The organism is Gemmata algarum (assembly GCF_034097035.1).
Taxonomy (GTDB): Bacteria; Planctomycetota; Planctomycetia; order Gemmatales; family Gemmataceae; genus Gemmata; species Gemmata algarum.
Window position 1 is genome coordinate 85,928 of sequence record NZ_JAXBLV010000111.1, and the last position, 24,691, is coordinate 110,618.

At 65.0% G+C, this 24,691-nt stretch carries 19 protein-coding genes and 2 pseudogenes; 9 read left to right on the plus strand and 12 right to left on the minus strand.

Going from position 1 to position 24,691, the window contains the following annotated elements:
• Nucleotides 1–22: 22 nt before the first annotated feature.
• Complete coding sequence (locus R5W23_RS10830; protein ID WP_320686338.1) at nucleotides 23–3,772, minus strand: PVC-type heme-binding CxxCH protein; 3,750 nt, start codon at nucleotides 3,770–3,772, stop codon at nucleotides 23–25.
• Between the two features lie 332 nt (nucleotides 3,773–4,104).
• Between R5W23_RS10830 and R5W23_RS10835 the strand changes: the two genes are divergently transcribed.
• The 3 genes from R5W23_RS10835 to R5W23_RS10845 all read left to right on the plus strand — a co-directional run bounded on the left by R5W23_RS10835 (nucleotide 4,105) and on the right by R5W23_RS10845 (nucleotide 7,672).
• On the plus strand, nucleotides 4,105–5,499 hold the full coding sequence (locus tag R5W23_RS10835) for a serine/threonine protein kinase (RefSeq protein WP_320686339.1): 1,395 nt from the start codon (nucleotides 4,105–4,107) through the stop codon (nucleotides 5,497–5,499).
• A gap of 396 nt (nucleotides 5,500–5,895) precedes the next feature.
• Nucleotides 5,896–6,399, plus strand: coding sequence for a DUF2784 domain-containing protein (locus R5W23_RS10840; protein ID WP_320686340.1), 504 nt, complete (start codon nucleotides 5,896–5,898; stop codon nucleotides 6,397–6,399).
• Nucleotides 6,392–7,672, plus strand: a complete 1,281-nt coding sequence (locus tag R5W23_RS10845) for a glycosyltransferase family 4 protein (RefSeq protein WP_320686341.1) — start codon at nucleotides 6,392–6,394, stop codon at nucleotides 7,670–7,672. Before R5W23_RS10840 ends, R5W23_RS10845 begins: the two co-directional genes overlap by 8 nt.
• Nucleotides 7,673–7,710: 38 nt before the next feature.
• On the opposite strand, the gene R5W23_RS10850 is transcribed toward R5W23_RS10845, so the two are convergent.
• From R5W23_RS10850 to tilS, 9 genes are all read right to left on the minus strand, one after another.
• Nucleotides 7,711–8,010 carry a zinc-ribbon domain-containing protein gene (locus R5W23_RS10850; RefSeq protein ID WP_320686342.1) on the minus strand — a complete coding sequence of 100 codons (300 nt, stop codon included), beginning with the start codon at nucleotides 8,008–8,010 and terminating at the stop codon, nucleotides 7,711–7,713.
• A 4-nt stretch (nucleotides 8,011–8,014) separates the two neighbouring features.
• Nucleotides 8,015–9,322 carry a DUF1015 domain-containing protein gene (locus R5W23_RS10855; protein WP_320686343.1) on the minus strand — a complete coding sequence of 436 codons (1,308 nt, stop codon included), beginning with the start codon at nucleotides 9,320–9,322 and terminating at the stop codon, nucleotides 8,015–8,017.
• A 292-nt stretch (nucleotides 9,323–9,614) separates the two neighbouring features.
• On the minus strand, nucleotides 9,615–10,103 hold the full coding sequence (locus tag R5W23_RS10860; RefSeq protein ID WP_320686344.1) for an FHA domain-containing protein: 489 nt from the start codon (nucleotides 10,101–10,103) through the stop codon (nucleotides 9,615–9,617).
• 406 nt (nucleotides 10,104–10,509) lie between these two features.
• Entirely contained in the window at nucleotides 10,510–10,995 is a 486-nt protein-coding gene (gene greA / locus R5W23_RS10865; protein WP_261187367.1) for a transcription elongation factor GreA, read from the minus strand.
• A gap of 253 nt (nucleotides 10,996–11,248) precedes the next feature.
• Nucleotides 11,249–11,971, minus strand: coding sequence for a hypothetical protein (locus R5W23_RS10870; protein WP_261187368.1), 723 nt, complete (start codon nucleotides 11,969–11,971; stop codon nucleotides 11,249–11,251).
• Between the two features lie 753 nt (nucleotides 11,972–12,724).
• Nucleotides 12,725–13,903 carry a serine/threonine-protein kinase gene (locus R5W23_RS10875; RefSeq protein ID WP_320686345.1) on the minus strand — a complete coding sequence of 393 codons (1,179 nt, stop codon included), beginning with the start codon at nucleotides 13,901–13,903 and terminating at the stop codon, nucleotides 12,725–12,727.
• Between the two features lie 133 nt (nucleotides 13,904–14,036).
• Nucleotides 14,037–15,107, minus strand: a complete 1,071-nt coding sequence (locus tag R5W23_RS10880) for a M42 family metallopeptidase (RefSeq protein WP_320686346.1) — start codon at nucleotides 15,105–15,107, stop codon at nucleotides 14,037–14,039.
• Nucleotides 15,108–15,242: 135 nt separating this feature from the next.
• Nucleotides 15,243–16,829 carry a bifunctional phosphoribosylaminoimidazolecarboxamide formyltransferase/IMP cyclohydrolase gene (gene purH, locus R5W23_RS10885; protein WP_320686347.1) on the minus strand — a complete coding sequence of 529 codons (1,587 nt, stop codon included), beginning with the start codon at nucleotides 16,827–16,829 and terminating at the stop codon, nucleotides 15,243–15,245.
• 29 nt (nucleotides 16,830–16,858) lie between these two features.
• Nucleotides 16,859–17,845 (minus strand): tRNA lysidine(34) synthetase TilS, encoded by a 987-nt coding sequence (gene tilS, locus R5W23_RS10890; protein ID WP_320686348.1) that lies wholly within the window; start codon nucleotides 17,843–17,845, stop codon nucleotides 16,859–16,861.
• Between the two features lie 99 nt (nucleotides 17,846–17,944).
• On the opposite strand from tilS, the gene R5W23_RS10895 reads away from it, so the two are divergent.
• The 5 genes from R5W23_RS10895 (at nucleotide 17,945) to R5W23_RS10915 (ending at nucleotide 22,077) form a co-directional block, all read left to right on the plus strand.
• Entirely contained in the window at nucleotides 17,945–18,484 is a 540-nt protein-coding gene (locus R5W23_RS10895; RefSeq protein ID WP_261187372.1) for a DUF2752 domain-containing protein, read from the plus strand.
• A gap of 114 nt (nucleotides 18,485–18,598) precedes the next feature.
• Nucleotides 18,599–19,306 (plus strand): hypothetical protein, encoded by a 708-nt coding sequence (locus tag R5W23_RS10900; protein WP_320686349.1) that lies wholly within the window; start codon nucleotides 18,599–18,601, stop codon nucleotides 19,304–19,306.
• A gap of 98 nt (nucleotides 19,307–19,404) precedes the next feature.
• Nucleotides 19,405–20,076, plus strand: coding sequence for an O-methyltransferase (locus R5W23_RS10905; protein WP_320686350.1), 672 nt, complete (start codon nucleotides 19,405–19,407; stop codon nucleotides 20,074–20,076).
• 89 nt (nucleotides 20,077–20,165) lie between these two features.
• Complete coding sequence (gene dapA / locus R5W23_RS10910) at nucleotides 20,166–21,062, plus strand: 4-hydroxy-tetrahydrodipicolinate synthase (protein WP_261190791.1); 897 nt, start codon at nucleotides 20,166–20,168, stop codon at nucleotides 21,060–21,062.
• Between the two features lie 235 nt (nucleotides 21,063–21,297).
• Nucleotides 21,298–22,077, plus strand: coding sequence for a PIG-L family deacetylase (locus R5W23_RS10915; RefSeq protein WP_320686351.1), 780 nt, complete (start codon nucleotides 21,298–21,300; stop codon nucleotides 22,075–22,077).
• A gap of 6 nt (nucleotides 22,078–22,083) precedes the next feature.
• Here the strand turns inward: R5W23_RS10915 and R5W23_RS10920 are convergent, their stop codons facing one another.
• Nucleotides 22,084–22,584, minus strand: a complete 501-nt coding sequence (locus R5W23_RS10920; RefSeq protein ID WP_320686352.1) for a hypothetical protein — start codon at nucleotides 22,582–22,584, stop codon at nucleotides 22,084–22,086.
• Nucleotides 22,585–22,719: 135 nt separating this feature from the next.
• Here R5W23_RS10920 and R5W23_RS10925 point away from each other — a divergent pair.
• A pseudogene (locus R5W23_RS10925) lies at nucleotides 22,720–23,865 on the plus strand (ISAs1 family transposase).
• On the opposite strand, the pseudogene R5W23_RS10930 reads toward R5W23_RS10925, so the two are convergent.
• Nucleotides 23,826–24,691, minus strand: a pseudogene (locus R5W23_RS10930) (hypothetical protein); the annotation flags it as partial. The pseudogenes R5W23_RS10925 and R5W23_RS10930 overlap by 40 nt on opposite strands.

The following is a 24,691-nucleotide window of genomic DNA, read 5'->3' on the forward strand; positions in this document are numbered from 1 at the left end:
CCGTCGGTGCGGCCCGAGTGGGCTACTTCCGCGGCACCGCCTTCAGTTCCTCGGCGGAGGTCAGGCTGAAATAGAACCCGTGCGGGTTGTTGCCGTTGGCCACCTTCAGGAGCACGGCGTTCTTACCCTTCGCGAGCTTCACCGCGACCTTGTGCGCCTCCGGTGATGCCGCCTTGGATTCGCGCGAGGTGAACACCTCTTTCCCGTTCAGCCAGAGCTTCGCCCCGTCGTCCGGCCCGAGCAGCACCTCGGCCCCCTGCTCCGCCGGCGAGTCTACTTCAAAGTACATGTAGGACGCGGAGTTGAGGCCCGCGCGGCCGTGCGTCCCGGCGAGGTCGAAATAGCCCTTCCCGTCCGGTCGCAGCGTCTTCCAGCCGACGGAGGTGACGCCCTTCATGGTCCAGATCGCTTTCGGATCGAACGCGGCCGCTTCCGGTCCGAAGGCGGTGTCGAGCGCCTTGTTCATGCTCTCCGCCGGGAAAGGGCCGGCGACAGCGAAGCTGTCCGGGGTGAGCGCCGCCGTCTTCAGCGTCTCCAGGTAGGCCACCAGATCGACCAGTTCGTCTTCGTTGAGCGCGGTGACGATGTCGTCGGGCATCAGCGAGTTCTTGAGCTTGCGCACTGCGCCGTCGATGTCCGCCTTGGCAATGGTGGTGTCTTTGCCGTTCGCATCGCGAAGGGTGATCGCGTCGGCACTGTCGCCCACCAGTAACCCGCTCACGACCACGTCGGCGGTGGTGGTGACGGCGTGGGGGATGTACTGATCGGCGATCGCTTTCGACGGGGTGAGGAGCGATTCGTACAGGTTCTCGCGGCTGGCCTTCTTGCCGATCATCGAGAGGTCGGGGCCGATCTGCCCGCCGACGCCGCGAACCATGTGGCACTTCGCGCACTGCGCCGTCCCGGTGAGGCTCGCGTTCCACACGGCCTTACCGCGGGCCACATCGCCCTGGCGCCGCGCCAAATCGGCCACGGCGGGGAGGCTCTTGGGGTTCAGCTTGGCGGGCGCCGGGAACAGCAGCAGCGCCCGGTTCCGTTCGCCCTGGAACGGCGAGTTGCGGAGCAGTTGCCCCGCTTGTGCCACCAGCTCTTTCGGTAACGCGGCCTTCTGGTGCGCGTCGAGGAGCCATTGCGTACCGGCCCGGTTGCCAGCGAGAGCGGTCAGGGCGGCCGACTTCAGTTCCGGGGTGCCGCGGTCGCCGGCGTTGATCGCGCGCACCAGCGCATCGAGCGCAACCGCTGTGTGCTTGGACGGCTTCGGCCCGGTGGGAAGCAGTTCGCCGAGCGCCTGCACGCACGCCACCGAAAGCGGGTTCTCCGGGCTGCCGATGTCGATCAGTGCGGACACACTCGCGTCGTCCTTGATCTTCCCGAGCGCGCGAACCGCCTCTTTCCGCAGGTCGAGCGCGGCTTCCTTATCTTTCGCGATGTCGGCCACCGCCCCAACGTAATCCGCGGACCCGATTGCCGCCGCCAGTTGCAAACCCGTGACTCGCGACTTCGGCTCTGAGAGTAAGGAGCTGACCTGTTCCGTTAGTTCCTTGCTCCCCTGAAGTGCTTTCCATTTGGTGGGGAGGAAGAGCTTCAAGCTTTCGACCGCGCGCCCCTTCACTTCCGGCGCTGCGCCTGACTTCAGCACCGCGAGCATCGCCTGCCCCGCAGAAGGGTCGTCGTTGGACGCGATGATGTCCACAATGCGCGACTTCTGGGCCGCGGTCAGTTTGGCGTCGCTGAGGAGCTTGCCGAGGCGCGGCAGCACGGACTTTGGCCGCAGCTCCCACACGAGGTCCGCGACCTTGTCGTTCCATTCCGGGAAGTGCTTGTCGAAATCGGCCAGGATCGCATCACGCCGAACCGGATCAGTACCGCACGCGATGTTGAGGGCGGCACGATAGAAGTGGTCTTGGCCGTCGTACTTCTTGGCAAGGGCGTAGAAAACCGGTTTGACGTACTCTAATCCGATACCGGGCATCGAAAGTAGAAGCTCGCGTTGAGCTGCCGCCGTTGGGCCATACAGCTCTACGAACTTATTCGGGTCCCGATTAAGGGCATCGATTGAGTCTTTCGGCAGATCGGTTTTAGAGGACGTTTCGAGGGGATACATGGTACGCGCGGTGCGGTAAAATTCGTTATCTCCAAGGCTCCTGTCGATGCGGAGAAGCGTGAGCGGAAGCGGGCCGTTATTACGTTTTTTGTCCGTAAATAAGACGCTTGATGCCAGTGCGCGGTACATCGGTGTATCGTTCCAGCCACTTCGATTCGATACGCAAGTGAGCCACAACGCGCGAGCCGCATTTTCTGGCGGCCCATCCCATACATTCGCCTCTTGCAACTCCTTTTCAATAGCTACCAGATTACTGAATAGCTCTTTTGTCTTGTCGTCATTTTTAAACTCTCCCTTAGTCTTGACCCATTCTTTATGACGGTCTGTGACTTGCAACACGAGGGGGCGGATTTTGGCGAACGCCATGTAACGCATCGCCGCGCAAGGAGATTTCAGCGCTTCGACGTACCACTTCGGATCGGTCAGCTTCCACTCCGGCACCTTATACCCCGTGTGGCCCTTCGGGGTGATCCGGTAAATGCGCCCGTCGGTCGGGTCGCCCATCCCGTGCCCGCCGACGCCGCGGTCGTACCAGTCGGCCACGATGATGCTGCCGTCCGGCGCCACGCACACGTCTGACGGGCGGAACCAGTTGTCGCTGCTGGTGAGCAGAAGCTCCTTTTCGAGTTCGTACCCGGCCCCCTTTGGCTTGCGGTGGAACCACCGCACCTCACGCGGCCCGGCGTCACAGTGGAGCAGCGAACCGCGGTACTTCTTGGCGAAGAGGTCGCCTTCGTAGACCGTGATCCCGGTGGGGCTGCCGAACCCGGTGCGGAGCGTCTTGTGGACGATCCCGGGTTGCTCCTCGTGCCAGTGCGACTGGCCCGGGCCGCGCGGGCCGTACCCGTAGTTCCCGCCGGGCATCACGAAGCAGATGCGCGTCTGCTGGTTGCCGTCGTCGTCGTTGTCGGAGAGCCACACCTCACCGAAACTGTCCACGCAGGCTTCGTAGTTGTTGCGGAAATTGTGCGCAATGAGTTCGAGGTTGGTGCCGTCTGTGTCGCAGCGCCAGACCGTGCCTTTTTGCACGTCGGTGGTATTGGACACCCACTTTCTGCCCTTGCCATCAGCCGATTGAAGACCTGTGACGCCGCTGTCCCCCACGGTGAAATACAGCTTGCCGTCCGGACCGATGTTGATGCCGTGGACGCCGTGGTCGTGGTCGAAGCCGCCGAACCCGGTGAGGAACTTCTTCGGCGGGCCGTCGGCCTTCAGGTCGCCGTCCTTGTCCTCGAACACGAGGATGTCCGGCGACTGGCACACGAACACCTTCTGCCCCTTACCGTCCGCATATGGGAGCACGCACACGCCGAGCGGGCCGTAAAGCTCATCGCCCTGATAGAACGTGATCGCCTTCGACGCCTTACCTTCGCCCTTCTCGTCCACCAGCACCTGAATACGGTCGCCTTCCTTGCGAATGATCGGCCGCCCGAAATTCTTGCGCCGGTAGTTCACGGCCTCCGCCACCCACACCCGCCCTTTGTGGTCCACGTCGATGGAGGTGGGGTTAATCAGCATCGGCTCGGCGGCAAACAGCTCCACCTGGAAGCCGTCCGCGACTTTCAGTGCTTTCAGCGCGTCGGCCGGCGAAAGCGGTCCGCCCCTCGGCTGGGCGGACAAAGGCGCGCTGAGCAGAAGGAGTGCGAGGAGACATGCGAACCGCGGCATAGGCGAAGCTCCGGGAGGGTGGAGAAGTTCGGCGAGGGTCGGCAGGCGGGTGCCAGTGTACCGCGAGCGGCACCCAAATCCCAGCGCCGCACGGTGCTCCTCGGAACACCGACCGAGCAGTTGTAACGCGGGCGACACAACTCACCTCGTATTTCCCCGACATACTGGACCTTTCGCGCGTTCCCTTGCTTCGCGCCGGAACTCATTTTTCGTCACCGGTGCGAACGCGCGACACGACGGATGCGCGGGCCGCGTTGGATTGTTCCGTTTTCTCGACCTAGAGTTAGGCGCCCCAACCCGCCCCGCCCGGGGAGCCGAGCGAGCGAATTTTCATGATCGGCCGCGTATTCATGGGTCGGTACGAGACGAGGCGGCAGCTCGGCGAGGGCGGCATGGGCAGGGTATACCTCGCGCGCCAGCTCGATCTGGGCCGTGAGGTGGTGGTCAAGGTGATGCACGAGCAGATCGCCGCCGACCCCAAATTCCGCGACCGCTTCTTGCGCGAAACGCTGCTGATGGCCCGGTTCCAGCACCCGGGCGCCGTCACCCTTTATGATGCCACGCTCGACGACCCGCTCGGGCCGTGCATCATCATGGAATACGTCAAGGGCGTTAACCTCGAATCCCTGCTGCTCAGGAACAAGCGCATGAGCGCCCCGCGCGTGGGGCGGATCATCGGCGAGCTGTGCGAGGTGCTCCAGGCGGCCCACGACGAGGGCATCATCCACCGCGACCTGAAGCCCGCGAACCTCATGGTGGTCGACGCCGACACCCCACGCGAACGCATCAAGGTCATGGACTTCGGGCTGGCGAAGCTGATCGAGGGCGAGCCGACCACGCGCAAGGTGACCGACACGAACGTCGATTTCGCGGTCGGTACGCCCGGCTACATCTGCCCCGAGCAGGTGCGCGGCGAGGAAATGGACCACCGCGGCGACCTGTACAGCGTCGGCGTGATGATGTACGAACTGCTCACCGGCCGGCTCCCGTTCAACGGCCCGACTAGCATGGACATCCTGCTGGCTCACGCCACCGAGTACGCCCCCACGTTCGGGGAGCTCGGGCTGACGGGCTGGGTGCCGACGGAAATCGAAGAGCTGGTGTTCGACACCCTGGCGAAAGACCCCGCCGACCGCCCTCAGACGGCCCGGGAGTTGGCCGAGCGGTTTGACACCGCCCTGAACCGCGCGCAGGTGAAGGCGGAATCGCGCAGCATGGTCCCGCCGCGGTCGCACAGCGAATTGCGTGCACCGGCGTCGCACGCCGGCCTCACCTTCCCTCACCCGCCCGCGTCGGTCGTAGCGACCCCGCCGCCGGCGTCCGCGCTCACCCAGACCGGCACGTCGCGGGACAACGCCGCGCTCCCGTTCCACATGGAAGCGTGGATGCCGGAAAGCATCGCGATCATGAAGCTCCGCGGGTTCGTTCACGACGCCGGCGGCGAGGTGGTCGAGAGCGTCCCCGGGCTCATCAAGGTGCGCCTGGGCGGGCGCAAGACGCCCACCGGCGGCCCGCTCTCGTGGCTCGGGCTGCGCCGCTCCGCCAGCCCCATCGATGTCGAACTCCACCTCCACCACCTGGACCCGGCCAGGGACAACAGCCTCACGGTCCACGTGCTGTTCCGACCGTCACACCCGGCCCTGCTCACCGACCGCAACTGGCGCCAGCGCTGCACCCAGGTGTTCATCGAACTGCGCTCGTACCTGATGGGCCGCGCCCCGGATTAAACACACACAAAGACAAAGAATTGGCCGTAAAAAAGCACAAATAGCACAAAAGAAAACCGAAGAGTGGATTGAAAGAGGATTGGCCACAAAAAAGCACAAAGGGCACAAAAGGAAAGCAAATACCAAAACCAGAGCAGTGTTTTAAACACACTCTTTTGTTTTTTCTTCTGTGATCTTTTGTGCCATTTGTGCTTTTTTGTGGCCAAGCTGCCTTTTCCTCTTCAGTTTTCTTTTGTGCCCTTTGTGCTTTTTTGCGGCCAATCCTCTTGGCTGCTGTTTTGCGGCAATCCCACACCACGTCGAACGGGAATAAACCCTTTCGGGTCGGGATCACATCTAACGACAGCACACGTCGGCCGAACGAAACTCGAACAGCACTCAACCAAAGGGGCACCCATGTGGTACGGCGTCGCCGCCGATGTCGTCGTCGGCATTCACGTCGCGTACGTCGCGTATGTGGTTCTGGGGCAGCTCGCGATCGTCGTCGCGGCGCCGTTTAAGTGGCGGTGGGCGCGGAACCCGTGGTTCAGATTCTCGCACCTCACCGCCATTGCGATCGTGGCTTTCGAGGAGTTCCGGGGCATCCGGTGCCCGCTCACCGTGTGGGAGGAGCAGCTCCGGGCGCTCGCCGGCCAAGGGTTCAACGACAGCCAGACGTTCATGGGCCGGCTCATGCACGATCTGCTCTTCTATGACTTGCCGCAGATCTTTTTCACGACCGTCCACGTCGCGGCGTTCGTGCTGATCGTCCAGGCGCTCGTCATGTACCCCCGCGGTGGTTCCGGTTCCGGCCGGCAGAAGGAACGGCGGCCCCAGCGGTGGCGGCCGCTTCGGCTTGATTTTTTACCCGGCGCCCTTACCATCCTCCATCCGAAGGTAAGGGAGTACCGCGATGGCTGATGCGTCCACGCAACCCGCGCGCGCCGGTCTGCTGAAGGCGATTTACGGCAAGCTGCGGCTGCTGGCGTACACGCGGGACTTCCGCGGCGCGCTCGGTTCGCTGTTCCGGGCGGCGGGGATGCTCTCGACCGGCCAGTTCAGCCGGCTCGCGGCGAAGGCCCGTGGCCCGCGCCGGACGCAGAAGCCGGCCCCGGTGCGCACCGGCCCCCCGCTGTTCCTCTCGGGACACATCCACGGGCACGGCGGCTACGACCACGTCGTGCTGAAGGCGCTCGTCGGCCTCACCGCCAAGAACGTGAACGTGTTCCGCGACCCGCGCTCGTGGGTCGAGATGGACTGGGTGCCGGACGACGCGGTGCCGAACGAGCGGATGTACAACTTCGACACCCCACGCCTCGCGATCATCCCGCCGCACCTGCTGTACATGTTCCGCCCGACGGAACTCACCGCCGCGTGGACGATGTGGGAAACGGACACGATCCCCGCCGGCTCGGCGAAGTACCTCAACAAGTGCGGGCTGGTGCTCGTCCCGAGCCAGTGGGGCGTCGATTGCTTCCGCGCGAACGGGGTCACCGTGCCGATGGAAATGGTGCCGCTCGGGTACGACCCGGACGTGTTTTCGCCGCGCCCCGCCAACAGCGGGCCGGCGGTGTGCACCTTCGGGACCGCGGGGGCGCTCACCGAGGGCGGGCTGCGGAAGAACGTGCAGCGCGTGATCGACCTGTTCGTGAAGGCGTTTCCCGCCGGGGAGGACGTGCGGCTGAAGGTGAAGATCACCCCGCGCTCGCCGATGGTGAACACGCACAACGACCCGCGGGTCGAGGTCATCAACACCGGGTTGAAGCCGAGCGAACTTGCCGACTGGTACCGCTCGCTCACCTGCTACGTGAACGCCTCCTACGGCGAAGGGTTTGGGCTGCACCTGCTCGAGGCGATGGGCTGCGGCGTGCCGCTGGTGAGCACCACGTTCAGCGCGGTCGGCGAGGTGTTCGATTCGGCCGTGGGGTACGAGGTGAACTACAAGCTCGTTGAGGCGAAGAACAAAGTCTATTCCGGCCGCTGGGCCGACCCCGATGACGAGCACCTGATTGCGCGCCTGCGCGAGGTGTACGCCGACCGCGCCACCGCCGATCGCCTCGGTTCGGTGGCGGCGCTGCGGGCACCGGCGTTCAGTTGGGCCGCGGCGATCGAGAAGCTCACTGCCGCGTTAACGAAGCACGGGTTCTTGCCGCCCTCGGCGCAATTGACGGCGGGCACGCGGAGCGCGGCGTAACGGCCGCCCGGTCATGCTCCACCGAACCGTGCAGCCGGTCAGCACCCCCGCGCCATGATGAGTGCCGCGAAGAGCGCGAGGAGCAACATCGCCATCGTGAACCGCGACTTTTGACCGGGCGGGGCGTCCTCGGCCGAGAGGAACATCCCACACCGCGGGCACTGCTCCGATTCTTCGTCGATCTCGGCGCGGCAGTGCGGGCACGGAACGAGTGCCCGCTCGTCGTCCAGGTACACCCCTTGCGGATACGTTTCGGGGTCGTCGGGGTCGTAGTCGTGTTCGGCGTCGTACTCGTCGCCGTCTTCATCGTCGGGATCGTCGAGACGAGTACGCGCCACGGCCTCAATCCTTTTTGAGCGAGTTGTACACCATACCGGTCAGCAGCTTCGGGTAGAAGTACGTCGATTTCGGTGGCATTTTCTCGCCGTTCCCGGCGATCTGCTCGACGTGTCCCATCGTCGCAGGCGGCACCAGACACGCGATCTGGCACTGCTTCTTCGCCGTGGCATCGGTGACTTCGCTCAGCAGGTGAACGTACTTGCACACCGGCGTCCCGCCGACCTTCTCGCGCAGGAGGCGGTCCAAGACGACTTTGTGAAGGATGCTCACGCCCAGCGCGCGCCAATCGTCGCTCTGGTTCGGGGCCAGTGCGGCCATCAACTCCGGGGTGCGGAACTTCGCCACGATCCACTGACCGTCTGCGACGGTCCCGAACGCCAGCGTGGCCTGCGCCCCGTCCATTTGGACGTGTTCCCACGCCGCCTGTTCGTCGGTCCCGGTGCGTTCAAGGATGTCGAAGTTCTCCTTCAGCACCTCTTCCAGTTGCGGCGCCGTGATGCTGGACGCCAGCCCGCTGACGAGGCGGTGCGTCGGGAGGATCAGAAGCCCCGGGTCACTCATCCCGACCAGCATCATCAGGCAGAAGTTCGGAGCGGCCTCGTCGTCGGGAACCTCACCCGCCTCGCGACGCTCTTCGAGGTACTTCACGCCGGTCTCGTACCGATGGTGCCCGTCGGCGATGTAAACCGACTTCGGCCCCATCAGCCCGATCACCCTGCTGACCGCGGCCGAATCGGTCACCACCCAGAGCCGATTCGTAACGCCCAAGTGATCCTTTGCGACCAGCGGCGGCGCCGAACGGATCAGCGGTTCGAGCACCTGAAACACTTCGTCGTTTCCGTCCGGGTACAACCCGAACACCGGTGACAGGTTGAAGCCGGTGGCACGGTACAGTTTCAGCCGGTCTTCCTTCGGGCCGGACATCGTCTGTTCGTGGGGATAAATCTTACCCTGCCCGAACGGCTCTAGGCGAACGCGGGCCAGGAACCCACGCCGGGTGAACGTCTTCCCCTCGACTGTGTACTCCTGTTCATACACATAGAGCCCGCGCGCGGTGTCCTGACGCACCACGTTCGCCAACACCCACTCACGGAGCGTGTTGGCGGCTCGGGTGTACTTGTTGTTGATCTCGTCATCGCCCGCTTCGTCGCGGGTCAGTTCGAGTCGGATCGCGTTGTACGGGCTGCTGTCGTAAAGCTGCTTCTGGAGGGCCGCATCAACCACGTCGTACGGCGGCGCGACCACGTCCGAGAGCGAGCCCACCGTGCCAAGGTCGTACCTGAAGCCGCGAAACCCCCGAATGTCCGCCATCGAACGCCGCCTCCGCACAATAGGTGAGAACGATCACCCCTGTTGTACAGAAACAACACCGGGCAGCCCGGCGTTCAGACCGCCGCGAGCGATTCCGGCCGTCAAACCGCGGATGATTAAGCGGACCCGAACGGGTTACAAGTTTATAGCAGCCAACAAGAAAGAGATGGAAGGCGAGCAAAAAGCGACAGCGGAGATCGCGGCTTGCCCCCTTGGGGACAGGGGACGCCAGGAGCCATGTCCGTCCGCGACGTTACCACTTAGCATAAGAAACCGGAACTCGGTCGCGCCGTTACCCGACATCCCCAGCGGCTTCCGTGACGTGGAACGTGAGTCGCCGGTTGCACAACGTAATCTGGTCGCCAGACTGAAGCTTGGCGGGTTGGGGGATGTGCCGGCCGTTCAGGACGGTGCCGTTCTTCGACGCGACATCGTGTAGTTCGCACCGCAGATCGGAGTGAACCACGATCGCGCAGTGGCGACGTGAGACGCACTCGTCGTTCAGGACGATGTCGTTGTCGGGGAGCCGGCCGATGCTGTTCATCCCCAGTCGGAGTGGGTAAACGTTACTTTCGTCTTTGAGGAAGAATGTGAACCGTCCGAGGATAACCGGAGATGGTAACGCACCCTCGGTCGCAACTGGTCCCGGGGCTGGCAGATTCCTTTCCCCGGCCAGTGTGTGTGAACCACACGCCGCTTGAAGGCGCTCGCGCGCAGAGCGGAACGTGTCCCGCCTGAGTTGCCCTTCCAAGTGCATACTTTGAAGCCGAGGGTCGGACATGCCCGCGCTCGCTCACAGGGCTGACCCGATCGAATCGGGAGCGGCATTCGAGCCACCCACCACCAATAGCATTCGCTCCACCCGACACCACGTCAACGGTGGCCGGTGGAAATGCGAAAAGAGTTTGTAGCCACAAGTATCGACGGCGCCTATCCGTTTTTGCTCGTCGAGCGCAAAATCGTTATTCGCCTCAATGACCGACAATGGTGTACGGGTCTGCCGGGCGAGAAAGAGGGCACGTCCGAAGCCGTACCCGAAATGCTATAAGCCCGTTCCGAACGCACCCGGCGGGGGCGCGGCAACGCTGTTTCCCGCCACGCCCTGCGCATCCGTGTGCCGGCCAACGGTCACGCACACGGATGGGAAAAACCCGAACGGCAAAAGGAAACAACGAACACGTCGCGCATCAAATGTTAGCGGACGAGATGTCGAGAATCTTGAACTTGATCGTACCGCTCGGCACTTGAATTTCGACGGTGTCGCCCTTCTTGCGGCCGATCAGCCCCTGCCCGATCGGGCTGCCGGTCAGGATGCGCCCTTTGTCCGGGTTCTCCTGTCCGGGGCTGACGAGTTCGAACGTTTCTTCCTCGTCGATGTCCACGTCGAGCACGCGAACCTTGCTCCCGAACGCCACCGTGTCCTTGGGAAGGTTGCTCGTATCAACGATCACCGCACGCGACAACCGGTCCGAAAGGGCGTCGATACGGGCCTGAAGTATCCCCTGGTCCTCGCGGGCCGCGTGGTACTCCGCGTTCTCGCTCAAGTCGCCCAGATCGCGCGCCGCGGCCACCCGCTTGGTGATCTCGATCATCTCCGCGCCGCGGAGCCGATCCAGCTCGGCCTTGAGTTTCTCGTAGCCTTCCCGCGTCATGGGGATGCGGTCGTCGGTCATGGCCGAGCGCTCCTGATCTGTCGGTCCGCCACAAGGTTCCGTGCGGACGGTAACTAAGAATATTCCCGCCCCGGCCGGCGGTTGTAAAGGGTCCAAATGTGACGAGAAGCCCAAAGTGAGGGCTTCAGGGTCCAGAGCTATCACTAACTCCGGATAGAGAACCGGAAGCTTCTACCGGTTCGGGGCCGGAAACGGTCCGGCGGTCGCCAGCCTAACGCGATGGCGACCGCCGTGTGAACGCAACGTGAACACATTATACGTCGTCCGGCACGGCGCGCACAATAATCCGGCGAAAAGGACGCCCCTCGACGAACCACCCCCAGGCCGTCCACTCCCCCACCCGCGCGCGGTGGGGGAGTTCGAGCTCCGTGACCCGTTCGACGCACTCGCGTTCGGCGTCGCTGAGCTGCCGGGCCACCTGCATCTGGTTGCCGCGCCGGGTCGCCACCACCCCGTCGTCCACGATGGCAATCACGCACGGGCTGTCCAGGTCGAGCAGCCGGAGCGCGACCATCTCCATGCTCGCCGTGGAGAACACGCGGTGGAGCGCGGGCACGTCGTACTTGCAGTCGCGGAGGGCCGCGCGGAGCAGTCGCGTCGGGATGAGAACCCGCGGCACAATGAGCCCGCGAACGTGGGTGACGAACGGCTTCCCCTCGGCCCCGGCGGGGATGCCGAGTTTGTGCATGATGTCGGGGATGAGGAGGTTCGCGATGCCGCCGGCGGCGCCACGCTGCTGGGCCTCCTCGCTCATGTCGGTGGTCAGCGTGATCCCGTTGCCCGCCGGCCGGGACCGCGGGCGCCGGCGGCCGGAGCCGTCGTCCTCCGCCGGTTCGACGAACTCGACGGGAATGCCGAGGTGGTACTCGGCGAGGTGGAGCGCGTTGACCGGTCCGGCGGTAACGCCCGCGCGCTCGATCAGCCCCGCGACGAGCCGGTCCACGATCTCGACCAGTTCTTCGTGTGAGAAGTCCATAGGGGAAATGTAAACGCCGCCGGCGCGGAACGGAAAGTCAGAATCGCCGGAGCACATGCCCTTCATCGGCCTTCGAGAACCCGGGCCAGATGGGTGCGCGGTAGGGAACCGTCGGTCCGGCCCACGGCCCCAGTGCCATCGGAACAGTACGTGGGCACGCGCGAACGGCGCGACGACACGAAGCGCCACGGCGTCGCAAGAGCCACCGGCGGACTGGCGCGCCGGAAAAACATAAGGAGCGCACGAAGCCCACACCGAGAGGTGAGGTTCAGTGGCGGGGGCGATGGCGGTCGTCGGCTTTACTGCAAGTGCGGCTGAACCGATTCGGCACTCCAGCCACCCCGAAGAGGCAATCCGCTGTAACGGGGGTTACAGCGCCACAAGTGAAGCACTGAAGGGTCGGCGACTGGACATTCGCTACCGGCAAACGACCCACGGGCTGACGAATCGCTGGGTGGTCGCTACCACCGAATCCCACGCCCGAAACGCAGATACAGTGACTGGTTCGAGCATGGGCTGGTTAGACCGGCGTCCAGAGCCGGAACACAACAGCTTACAGAGAGAACACTTACATAAAACCGCACAGTGAGCAACAAGATGATTACCAAACAATCATGCGCAATTAGCCACTCGGCCCGGCACGTTCCGGACGCCCGTAGGTGCCAGAATGCAGAAAATGCTGTGGGAAGAGCCCGATACGCCGGCCAGGGCGTTCGGCGTACCTTCAACGAAAACGAGCTTTTCCGCCCCGGCCTAGCCGCCGATCAAGCGGCGGAACAAGCCCCGCAGCCCGCCGGGCTTGGCGGGAGCGGCCGGCTGGGAAACGGTCGTCCCCGCCGCGGTCATGGCCTCCAGGGTCGGGTGTTCTTGCGACAGCCCCAGTTGTTGAAGCTGGCGCACCGGGAGCCACGCTTGCAGCGCCTTCACCACCTCGCGCACCGACGGGTACCGCAGGTGCGGGTCTTTGGCCCCCATTTTCCTCACGATGTGGTCGATCTCGGGGGCGACCCCGTGGCGCAGCTTCGCGGGCGACGGGATCCCGCGGATCTGTCGCTCGGACATCATCTCGGGCGCCAGCCCCGGGAACGGGACCTCGCCGGTCAGCATGAAGTAGAAGGTGGAACCGAGGCTGTACACGTCGCTGCGGCCGTCCATCTCGCACCCCCACGCCTGCTCGGGCGCGATGTGCGCGATCTCCTCGGCGTACTCCTTCGTGCTGATGCGCTTGGTGACCCGCGCCCACGGACTTTCCAGCATGTGCGTCAGCCCCAGGTCGATGAGCTTCACGCTCCGGTCCGGGAGCACGGCGATGTTGCCCGGCTTCAGGTCGCGGTGGATCAGCCCGCAGGCGTGCGCGTGCATCAGCCCGACGGCCACCTGGGCGACGAGCTGGGCCGCGACGTGCGCGGCCAGCGGCCCCTTCTCCGTCACCAGCCGGTCGAGCGTGACGCCCGGCACGTATTCGGAGACGACGAAGTGCGTGCCCTGCCAGTACCCGACATCGAGCACCCGGGCCACGTTCGGGTGGTTCACCTTCGCGGCGGTCCGGACCTCGTGCATGAACGCTTCGAGGACGGTCGGGTCGTTGGCCCGGTCGGTGGGCAGCACCTTCAGCGACACGAGCCGCTTCGTGTTGGTGTCTTCGGCCTTGAACACCATCCCGACCCGGTCCTGGCGGATGCCGTCGAGGATGCGGTACTGGTCCAGCACGAACCCCTGGGTCCGCCCCTGGAGCAGTTGCATCGCCTGGAACTTGGTCAGCAGCTTCTTCCGGACCAGGAGGGACGCGACCTGCATCGGCTCCGCGGTGGCGAAGTCGATGTTGGTCGCCTGGAACACCGCGATCAGGTCGTCGGGGGTGAGTAGTCCACTTTTGCGGACCGCCGCGAGGAACGGCGTGTTCAGGCGGGGCAGCTTGGTGTGCGTTGCCACGGGCAGGGCTCCAGCCGAATCGGGCGAGCTTGGTCGGCCGAAGACTAGAGCGCGCCGGTGCCGCGCGCAGGCAAACCGGGCGCAAAAGGGCGTCGGAAAACGGGCTACGCGCCAGAATTTCAGACAGCCGGGCTCAGGGAATCCAGTTCGTGTCCGGCCCGACCGCGGCGCAGAACTCTGCGAGCAGCTTGGCGGAGTTCGACAGGTCGTCGAGGTGAACGACCTCGACCGGGCTGTGCATGTAGCGGTTCGGGATGCCGATCAGACCGGTGGCGACGCCCTCCCGGGCGATCTGGATGGCGTTGGCGTCGGTGCCGGTGGCGCGCGGCGTGCCGCGCACCTGGACGGGAATGTTGTGGGCCTTCGCGGTGGCTTCCAGCAGGTCGAAAACGCGCGGGCTGATGTTCGGCCCGCGGTACAGCACCGGCCCGCCGCCGCACTTGATGTCGCCCTGGGTCTTCTTGTCGCCGCTCGGCACGTCGGTCGCGTGGGTCACGTCCACCGCGATGCCGACGGTCGGGTTCACGGCGTAGGTCGCCGTCGTCGCGCCGCGCAGGCCGATCTCCTCGGCGACCGTCGAAACGCCGTACACCGCCGCCTTGAGGGAGCGCCCGTGGAGCAACCGCACCGCTTCCATGCACACCCACAGCCCGACCTTGTCGTCCATTGCGGGGCTCGCGGCCAGTCCGTTGCGGAGCGGCCGGTACCCGAGCGCGAACGTGAGCGGGTCGCCGCACTGGACGAGGGATTCCGCTTCTTCCTTGTTCCTGGCCCCGATGTCGACCCACACGTCGGCGAAGTCCGGCACCTTGTTCCGCTCTTCCGGCTTCAGCAGGTGGATGGCGCGCCGCGCCACCACCCCGGTCACCGGCCCGGTCTTGGTCCAGACGGTGAGGTACTGCCCGAGCAGGATCTGCATGTCCCAGCCGCCGATGGGCTGGATGTACAGGAACCCGTCGGAGTCGATGTACTGCACCATCAGGCCGATCTGGTCGCAGTGCCCCGCGAGCATGACGCGCGGGGCGTCCGCCGGGCGCCCCTCCGGGAACCGGGTCGCGAATACGTTCCCGTGCGAGTCCGTGCGGACCTCGTCGGCGAACGGCTTCATCCGCTCGCGAACGACCTGCTGGATCGGTTGCTCGAACCCCGACGGGCTGGGGGTTTCCAGCAGCGCCTTCAAGAACTCGTGCGACGTGTGTTCCATCTCAGTGCCTCTCAGATAAAGGACTCACCGCAGAGGGCGCGAGAGGGCGCAGAGAAAGACAGAGAGCTTGAACCTCACTCTCTGTCTTTCTCTGCGCCCTCTCGCGCCCTCTGCGGTGAAGATCTGCTGCCTTCATTAGTGCCGGAAGTGCCGGACGCCGGTGAACAGCATCGCGATGCCGTGCTGGTTGCACGCCGCGATGCTGTCGGCGTCCTTCACCGAACCGCCGGGCTGGATGACCGCGGTAACACCGGCGGCGGCGGCGGCGTGAACGTTGTCCGGGAACGGGAAGAACGCGTCGGAGGCCAACACGCTCCCGCGCGCATGTTCTCCGGCCTTCTTAACTGCGATCTCGACCGACACCACCCGCGACATCTGCCCCGCGCCGACGCCAACGACCTGCGCGCCCTTCGCGAGGACGATCGCGTTCGACTTGACGTGTTTGCACACGAACCACGCGAAGTGGAGGGCGTGCCACTCGTCTTCGCTGGGCTTGCGATCGGTGACGCATTTCCAGGCGTCGGGTTTGTCGGCGCCGGTGTCGCGGGTCTGGACGAGCAACCCGCCGTCGACGCGCCGGTAGTCGAGCCCTTGCGGCCCGCCGGACAGCGGCCCGGTCTTCAGGAAGCGGACGTTCTCCTTCCACTTCTTGAGGGCTTCGAGTGCGTGGGGTTCGTAATCCGGCGCGATCACGCACTCCACGAACCGCTTCGCTTTCGGGTCCATGATTGCGGCCGCGGTGTCGACATCGACGGTCTGGTTGAACGCGATGATGCCGCCGAATGCGGAGAGCGGGTCGCCGTCCCAGGCCTTCAGGAAGGCGTCGGCGAGTTTGCCGGACGTCGCAGCACCGCACGGGTTGTTGTGCTTCACCACCACACAGGCGGGAGTTGCGAACTCGCGGGCGAGGTTCAGCGCGGAATCGAGGTCGAGGATGTTGTTGTAACTGAGTTCCTTACCGTGCAGTTGCTCGGCGGTGGCGACGCAGGGGCGCGTCGGTTCGGGCACGTCGCTGTAGAACGCCGCCTGCTGGTGCGAGTTCTCGCCGTAGCGCAGCGGTTGAATGTTCTTGAAGCCGGGGTGCAGGTGAACGGGTAGAGGCGCGTTCCCGTTCGGGCTCTTGGACTGCTGACGAAGGAAGTACGTCGCGATGGCGTGGTCGTAGGCCGCAATCAGGTTGAACGCGGCGGCGGCGAGTTTGAACCGCAGGTCGCGCGTCGTCTGACCGTTTTGCGTTGCAAGTTCGGTCAAAATGTCCGCGAACTGAGTGGGTACGGTTGCAATGGCCACGCTCGCGAAGTTCTTGGCCGCGGCGCGGACCATGCACGGGCCGCCGATGTCGATGTTCTCGATCGCTTCCGCTTCGGTCACGCCCTCCTTCGCAACGGTCTTCTCAAACGGGTAGAGGTTGCACACGACGAGGTCGATCTCGGGCAGCGCGTGTTCCGCGAGCGTCTGCATGTGGTCGGACTTGTCGCGCTTGGCGAGCAGTCCGGCGTAGATCGCCGGGTGCAGCGTCTTCACCCGGCCGTCGAGGATCTCGGGGAACTTCGTCAGCTCGCTGATGTCCTTCACCGGCAGGCCCGCGTCCGCCAGAGCCTTGCGCGTGCCCCCCGTGGCGATCAGTTCAACCCCGTACTTGGTGGAGAGTTCGCGGGCAAAATCCACGAGTCCGGTTTTGTCGGACACGCTGAGGAGGGCGCGGCGGATCGGACGCAGCATCGGCATCATTCCTTTCGTAAAGCGTTGTTCTATACGCGCCGCGTGAGCTGAACCACCTTGCCCGCACCGCGCATCCTTACACCGCCGGGGAAGTCGCACGCCGAGGCGCTACCACCCGCAACACTCACCGCCCGCTCCCACGCCGCGAACGTCATGTCCGAGACCGGCCAGCCCTCTCGCTCCCACACCAGTCGCAGGGCCGCGCGCATCAGACCGGGGGACGCAGACCGGAGCGTAGCGGCGTCGAGGATCACGGTGTCCGCGGCTGGCGGGAGTTCGGCGCGGCTGAGCAAGTCCGCCGCCGCCGCGGTCACGATGTCGTGTGCCTCATTGGCGTGTTCGGCGAGGTGGGCAAGCGCGCCCACGATTTCCGGATTGAAGGTTTTCAACAGCGGGAGCAACTCGTGCCGAACCCGGTTGCGTGTGAACTTCGGGTCCCCATTCGAGCTGTCTGTGCGGAACGGTTGCCCGAGTTCATTGAGGTAGGCGAGCACGTCGGCGCGCGTGACCGACAGGAGGGGCCGGACGATGGACCGGTCTCCGACTTTCCCCGCAGGGAATGCGCCGCTCGGTCGTTCCGCTGCGATCCCTCTTAGTCCCTGAATCCCGGTACCGCGGATCAGCCGGTGTAGGACGGTTTCCGCCTGGTCGTCGGCGGTGTGGGCCGTGGCGATCCATCCGGCACCGGACTCGACCGCGACTTGCGTGAAGAACTCGTATCGAACCCGGCGGGCGGTCGATTCGAGGTTGTCGCCGGCGGCCAAGGCCGCTACGTCCGCACTCAGCACGCAGCATTCGAGCCCGAGGCCGGCACACAGCTCGCGCACGAACGCCTCGTCACCGTCGGACTCCGCGTCCCGGAGCCGGTGGTTCACGTGCGCGACCACGAGCGTGACATCAGCCGAGCGAAGGGCGCGGAGCAGCGCCACGCTATCCGCCCCGCCGGAGACCCCCACAATGCCCGCCCCTGCCCGGCCCGCCGCGAACCGCTGTGCTTCTCGCAACACCCGCGTCACACCGATTCCCCCGCGCCGGTAGAATTAAGAACCATCATCGTGGCACGTGAGCGAAATCAATTAAAGTCCGCTTGCGTCGTCCCCTGCCGGAGGCTATGCATGCAACCCGAACAACCAACTACGACCGGCCCGGAGAGTGCGAACGCCCCGATCGAACCGGCCCCGCCGGTGGTGCGGGTGGTTCGCCGGGGGCGCCGGCCGATGACCCGACTGGTGCGTGCGGTGCTGGTCGCCTTCGGGGTGGCACTCGCGGCCATCTTTGCGGCCGCGGCGTCGATCAACCCGTACGGCCCGGACGGGGCCGCGCAGACGATGTCCACCCACACGCAACTCGGCTTGCCTCCGTGCAACTTCGCGGAGATGGCGGGAAAGCCGTGCCCGTCGTGCGGGATGACAACCAGCTTCGCCCTTTTGGTTCGCGGGGACGTGTTGAACTCGCTCCGGGCGAACTGGGTCGGCACCATCATCTGCGTCGTCTGGGCGGCGGCCCTGGTGTGGACGTTCGCCAGCGGCATACGGGGGAGGCTGGTACTGATCCCCCCACGCCCGGGCGCGGGGGAGACGATCTTTACCGCCATCACCGGGGTGATCGTCGTATTAATGCTGGCGCGGTGGGGCGCGCTGCTGATTTGGGACTGACGGGAACAATACGGTTGCGTGTGGGTGTTAGCAAAATGCAGGACTGAGGCGCACCTCGGTTCTTGTTCGCCGCACTCACACGCTCCCACACACTCATTAATGGGGGGTTCACGGATGAACCGTAATCGTGTCGGCCGGTGGGCCCGCCTGGCGGTGTGGACGTCGGTTTTGGCAGTCGGGTCGATCGGGTGCAACCCGCTCAACATCGCAGCGTTCATCTTTGCGCGCGAGGACAAGGTGCCGGCCCGGTACCCGCTCGCGTTCAAAGAAGGGCCTAAGAAGGACAAGGACGAGATTGTCGTAGTACTGCTGCCGCAGATCGCGCCCGGGAGCAACAACCCGCAGTTCGCGAGCGCCACCCACGATCTCGCCGACCGGCTCGCGAAGGCGCTGCCCGAAATGGCAAAGGAAAACAAAGACAAGAAGAAGGTGAAGATCGTCAGCCAGACCGAAGTCGGACGGTTCAAGAGCAAGAACCCCAACTGGAAACAGATGAGCACCGGGGAACTCGGGCAGAAGCTCGGGGCCGACTTCGTGCTCGAGATCTACCTCGACCAGTTGCGGCTGCACGATCCCAACACCAGAAGTATTTATGACGGCCGCGCCGAGGTGTTCGTGAGCATCTACGAGATCGGAGCCGATGGCGGTGAAATGAAGGACAAGTACCCGCTGTCGTTCTCTTACCCGAAAACGGCCCGGTCGGTCGATTCCTATCCCTCCGAGAGCGCGTTCAAGGCGCTGTTCATCGAGAACCTCGCAATCGAGATCGCCAAGATGCACACCGACCACAAACCGAGCAACAGCATTGCGGACGCCCGCTGACCAAGCCACCAAACGCCGCGGCCCGACCCGTTGACTTGAACGGGTCGGGCCGCGGCGTTTGGTACAATGTCTCTACGACTCGCCCCGGAGGGTTCGCCGTGCTGCCGAGTTTCGTTCACCCCACTCCGATGACTGCGAAGCTCTACGAGTACGTGCTGTCGGTCGGGCTGCGCGAGCCGGCCGAGTTCGAGGCGCTGCGTAAAGAAACCACGAAGCTCGCGGAAGCCGAATGGCAAATCGCGCCCGAACAGGGGCCGTTTCTGGCCATGCTGGTTCAACTGATGGGCGCCAGAAAGTGCCTGGAAGTCGGGACGTTCACGGGGTACTCCGCGGCGTGGGTCGCGAGCGTTCTGCCGGCCGACGGAAAACTGATCTGCTGCGAGCTGAGTGCCGTGTACGCCGGCGTCGCGCAAAAGCACATCGGGCGGATGGGGCTGAGCGCGAAGGTCGAATTCCGGATCGCGCCGGCGGCGAACTCGCTGTCGAATCTGCTCGCGACCGGCCACGCGGGCACGTTCGACTACGCCTTCATCGACGCCGACAAGAGCGCCTACGACCTATACTTCGAACGCTGCCTGGAGTTGGTGCGCCCGGGCGGGCTCATCGCCATCGACAACACCCTCTGGGACGGCAAGCCTGCCGACCCGACCGTCAACGACCCGGACACGCAGGCTATTCGAGCCCTCAACACCAAAATCCACGGCGACCAGCGCGTCACGCTCAGCCTCCTCCCTTTCGCGGACGGGCTCACGCTCGCGCTGAAGCGCTGAAGCCGGCACGCCCGAACTTGCTCGGGTCTCGCACCGTCCGTAGCTTAATCGCTCACCGAATCGCTCCGTTCCCTGTTGAGGTTCTGTCAATGGCTGCCACGCGCGGCGAACTGTTCGCGGGCGTCACCGTCGCGATCGTCACTCCATTCAAGAACGGCGAGGTCGATTGGGACGAGTTGGGCAAACTCGTGGACTGGCACTGCGAGCAGGGAACCGATGCGCTCGCCCCGTGCGGCACCACCGGCGAATCTCCGACCCTGACGCACGAGGAGAACGAGCGCGTCGTGTCGTTCGTGTGCGAGCGCGCCGGCGGTCGCACGAAGGTGATGGCCGGAACCGGGTCGAACTCGACCGCCGAAGCGATCCGGATGACGAAGGCCGCAAAGCGGGCCGGCGCCAACGGCACGCTCCAGGTCGGCCCGTATTACAACAAGCCGTCGCAAGAAGGCTACTTCCGCCACTTCGCCGCCATCGCTGAAGCTACCGACCTGCCGATCGTCGTTTACAACATCCCGGGCCGTACCGGCAGCAACATCCTCCCCGAAACGATCGCGCGGATGGCCGAGAAGTGCCCCACGATCGTGGCCGTGAAAGAGGCGACCGGCTCGCTCGACCAGGCGAGCAGCGTCGCGGCCCTCACCGACCTCACCATTCTCAGCGGCGACGACAGCCTGACGCTCCCGCTGATGAGCATCGGCGGTAAGGGCGTTGTGAGCGTAGTCGGAAACATCGTCCCGCGCGACATGATGGCGCTGGTACGGGCGTTCGCGGCGGGGAAGTTTGAAGAAGCGCTGCAGTGGCACCGGAAGCTGTTTCCTCTGTGCCGGGACATGTTGAGCGTGTCCACGAACCCGATCCCGCTGAAGGCAGCCATGAAGTTGCTGGGCCGCGGCAACGGCGAGATGCGGTTGCCGATGTGCCCGATCGACGCCGCAGGCGAAGCCAAGGTTCGGCAGACGCTCGTCAATTATGGGCTGCTAAAGTAATCGCCTACGGAGAGATGTCGGTTCAAGTTTCAATCTGACCGCGACCTCATCGCGGGCACCGGGCAAGCGGCGGAGCATTTCACCAGCCGCTCGCCGCCGTCGCACGCAACACACGGCCCAAACGTCCTCCACCCCGGTGGCAACATATCTTTCCGGGGCGACTGAAAGCGACTCCTCCTGCGCGAGTATCTTTACACAATCGACTGCACCGCCCAACCCTTATTGAGAGCCCACCGTGCCCGAAGATCCGTTACCCGAATCGCTCGATGTGCTGGCGGTGGCCCCGCACCCCGACGACCTCGAAATCCTTTGCGGCGGCACACTCGCCAAGCTTGTTAAGCAGGGCTACCGAGTCGGCATTTTCGACCTCACCAGCGGCGAGCCTACCCCGCGGGGCACGCTCGAAACGCGGAAGAAGGAAGCCGAAGAAGCGCGGCGCATCCTCAACGTGCCGGTGCGGGTTAACGTGGAGCTGCCGAACCGAGTGCTCATGGACGGACCCGAGGCGCGGTTCGCGCTCGCCACCCAGTTCCGCCGCTACCGTCCCGGGATCATCATCGTGGCGGCAGGGCGCACACCCGCGGCGTCGCCGGACCACCTCCAGGGCGGGCTCATCGGCGAGGCGGCCCGTTTTTATTCACAGTTGACCAAGTGGGACGAGCGGTTCGCGGGCACCACGCCGTACCGGGTGCCGCACCTCGTGTACGCGCCGTTCCCGTTCGACGCCGAGCAGCGGCACTGGCACAGTCAATTCGTGGTGGACATCTCCGACACGATCGACCAGAAGATCGCGTCCGTGCGGGCTTACGAGTCGCAGTTCGACGCCACCCGGTTCGCGAAAGTGGAGCACCTGATCCGCTCAACCAACGGCTACCACGGCGGTCGCTGCGGCTACATGTACGGTGAACTCTTCGCGCTCCCCACGCCGGTCGGGGCGCCAGACCTTGTGTCCGTTGTCAGCGGGAGCAAGGGCGTGCTCGCACCTCCGCAAATCCCCAGCCGTGATCACGCATAAGGGAGGTCACGCCACGGTTTGCGCCGCGGCATCCTCTAACTCATGATTGATCGGGCCTCGTTTGCGGAACGAGCACCCGGGGCGTTCGGCGAAGAACCGTGGGAGTCGGTCATCTTGGCTGAGTACGGCGGCCCGCAGTTGGAGGATCGATTCGGCTTCATCCGGCCGGTTCCAGTGCTTCTGCGTGCTCTTCACCCGTGCGTTCATCTCGCCCACCAGTGATTCGACCAAGCGACTCGTCGTCGGTAGCCCGTTGCGGCGATACCGCGGGTAGTCCATGCTGTCCCGATTGTTCCCGAAGTCGCTTCGCGCGTGCGCCACCACCCGGCGCGGGTCGCGCCGCTCCTCGGCCGTCGTTGCCTCACCCGGCGGAGGGTCGACCAGGCGCGTCTGCCACTGATCCAGTTCCACCAGCACCGCGCCGACGTGCCCTTGCCAGCACGCGCGCATCCAGACCAGATATTGGGACCAACCCGAGGCCTCATCGGGGCTCCAGGGCAAACGCACTCAATCCCCTAGGAATCGCTGTATTCTAGCCAATTTCGAGGCGTGTGATCGAGTGACCATCGCTCGTGCCCGTGCGCGTGTGGTGCCCCGGCTCCATACGCTTCCGGCGTGCCCTTGCGACCTCGGAATCCGCCGATGAGTGCCGCCCCCGGCCCGCGCCCGTTAATCGAGTACCTGTCCCAGATCCCGGACCCACGGGTCGAGTTGAAGTGCCTTCATGACTTAATTGATGTGGTCATGATCGTCACCTGCGGGACGATTGTCGGGGCCGACGACTTCGTGTCCATCGCCGAGTTCGCTCGGGCCAAGGAGTCGTGGTTGCGCGACCGGCTGGGGCTGACGTTGCGGAACGGGATCCCGTCCCACGGCACCCTCAACCGGGTGCTCGCGCTGGTCCGCCCGGAGGCGTTCGGGAGGTGCTTCCGGGCGTGGGTCGCGGACCCGTGCGCCGGGCTCCGGGTGCCCCACATCCCGATCGACGGGAAGACTATGCGTGGGTCCAAGCGGGGCACCGGCACGGGAGCTCGCAAGGCCACCCACATCGTCCGCGCGTGGGCTCCGCCGTTGGACCTCACCGGGCCCAGGTGAAGACCGGCGAGAAGTCCAACGAGATCACCGCGATCCCCGAACGGCTGGAACTGCTGGACCTGGCGGGGGTCCTGGTGAGCATCGACGCGATGGGCACCCAGAAGGACTTGGCCCAGCAGATCGTGGCCGCGAAGGGGGACTACCGGCTGGCCGTCTAGGACAACCAGCGGCGGCTAGCCGAGGAACCTCCAGCGGTTGGCCGAGGCCGCCCTGGAGGTGAGCTACGCGGGCTGTCGCACGCACCTGCGCGAGGAGGCCGGGCACGGGCGGGCAGAGATGCGGTTCTGCTTCGTAATCGACGACTTAGAATCGGTCCGGGACCGAGATGCGTGGCCCCGGTTGCGGTCGATCGTGGTGCTCGTCAGCAGCCGCACGGTGGCCGGCAAGACGAGCGACGAGGTGCGGTACGACATCCGCTCACGGAAGGCCTCGGCCGAGCGGTTCCAGGAGTGGATCCGGGCTCATTGGTCGATTGAGAACGCGTGCCATTGGGTCCTGGATGTCGCGTTCCGAGAAGACGACCCCCGACCCCGTGACGGGCACGGACCCCAGAACATGGCCCTGGTACGCAAGATCGCCTGGGCCATGCTGAAGAAGGCGGACGCCAAATGTGGGATCAAGAACCGGCGACTTAGGGCCGGATGGGATAACACCTACCTCGAACAGGTACTACTGAAAAGTACCAAGGATTGAGTGCGTTTGCCCTGATCGGGGCTCACGGCTGCGGCCGAGGAGAACACGTAACAGACCGCGTGCAAGAAATCCACGATCGGCTCGAAATCACCGAAGTACCCGCGGTGGATGGTCCAGTTGTACGCCTGACCGTCGGCCACGAACGCACGACGCGGGACTTCAGAGAAGCGCCGCTCCTGGGCCTCCGCGGCCATCCTCGGGCCGAACGAGGTGCTCCCCTCCAGGCTCGCTACGCACGTCCGCACCAACCGCGCCGGGGACCACCGCTCGATACCTTCGGGTCCCCCGGTTGGGGGCCGCGGGGACGTCGATTGGTCCGGATTTTCCGCGGTTCCGGACTCGCCAGTGGCGCCCTTCATCGGCTGCACCAAGCGCCGCACCCGGCGCGGGCAGCAAAACGATTCGGGTGGCTCGGGGCATGGGTCCGCGGCGAACGTGGGGCCACTCAGCGTGGCCAGGCACGCCACCTCGTCTTCCTTGTTCTGGGCCTCGTGAGCACCCGGACCGAAGTCCGCGGCCCGGGTCCGAATGCGGCCCCCATCGACCTCCACCACCACGGCCACCGGCACCACCGCGGTGCGCGGCTCCAGCGGGCGGCGCCGGTGCTCGAGCACCTTCCGGTCGCGTCGGGCGATCAACTCGCGACCCACCTCGTGAGCCAACCGGCGCACCTGGTTGTCACTGATCGAGACCCCGGTCATCCGCACCGCGTCGGCGGCATCCCGGAACTGAAGTTCCCCACGAATGGTGGACAGCGGGAAAGCGGTGTAAACTCCGAGCACAAGGGAGACACACCGATGGCTGGCAAGCGCAAGACGTACACGGC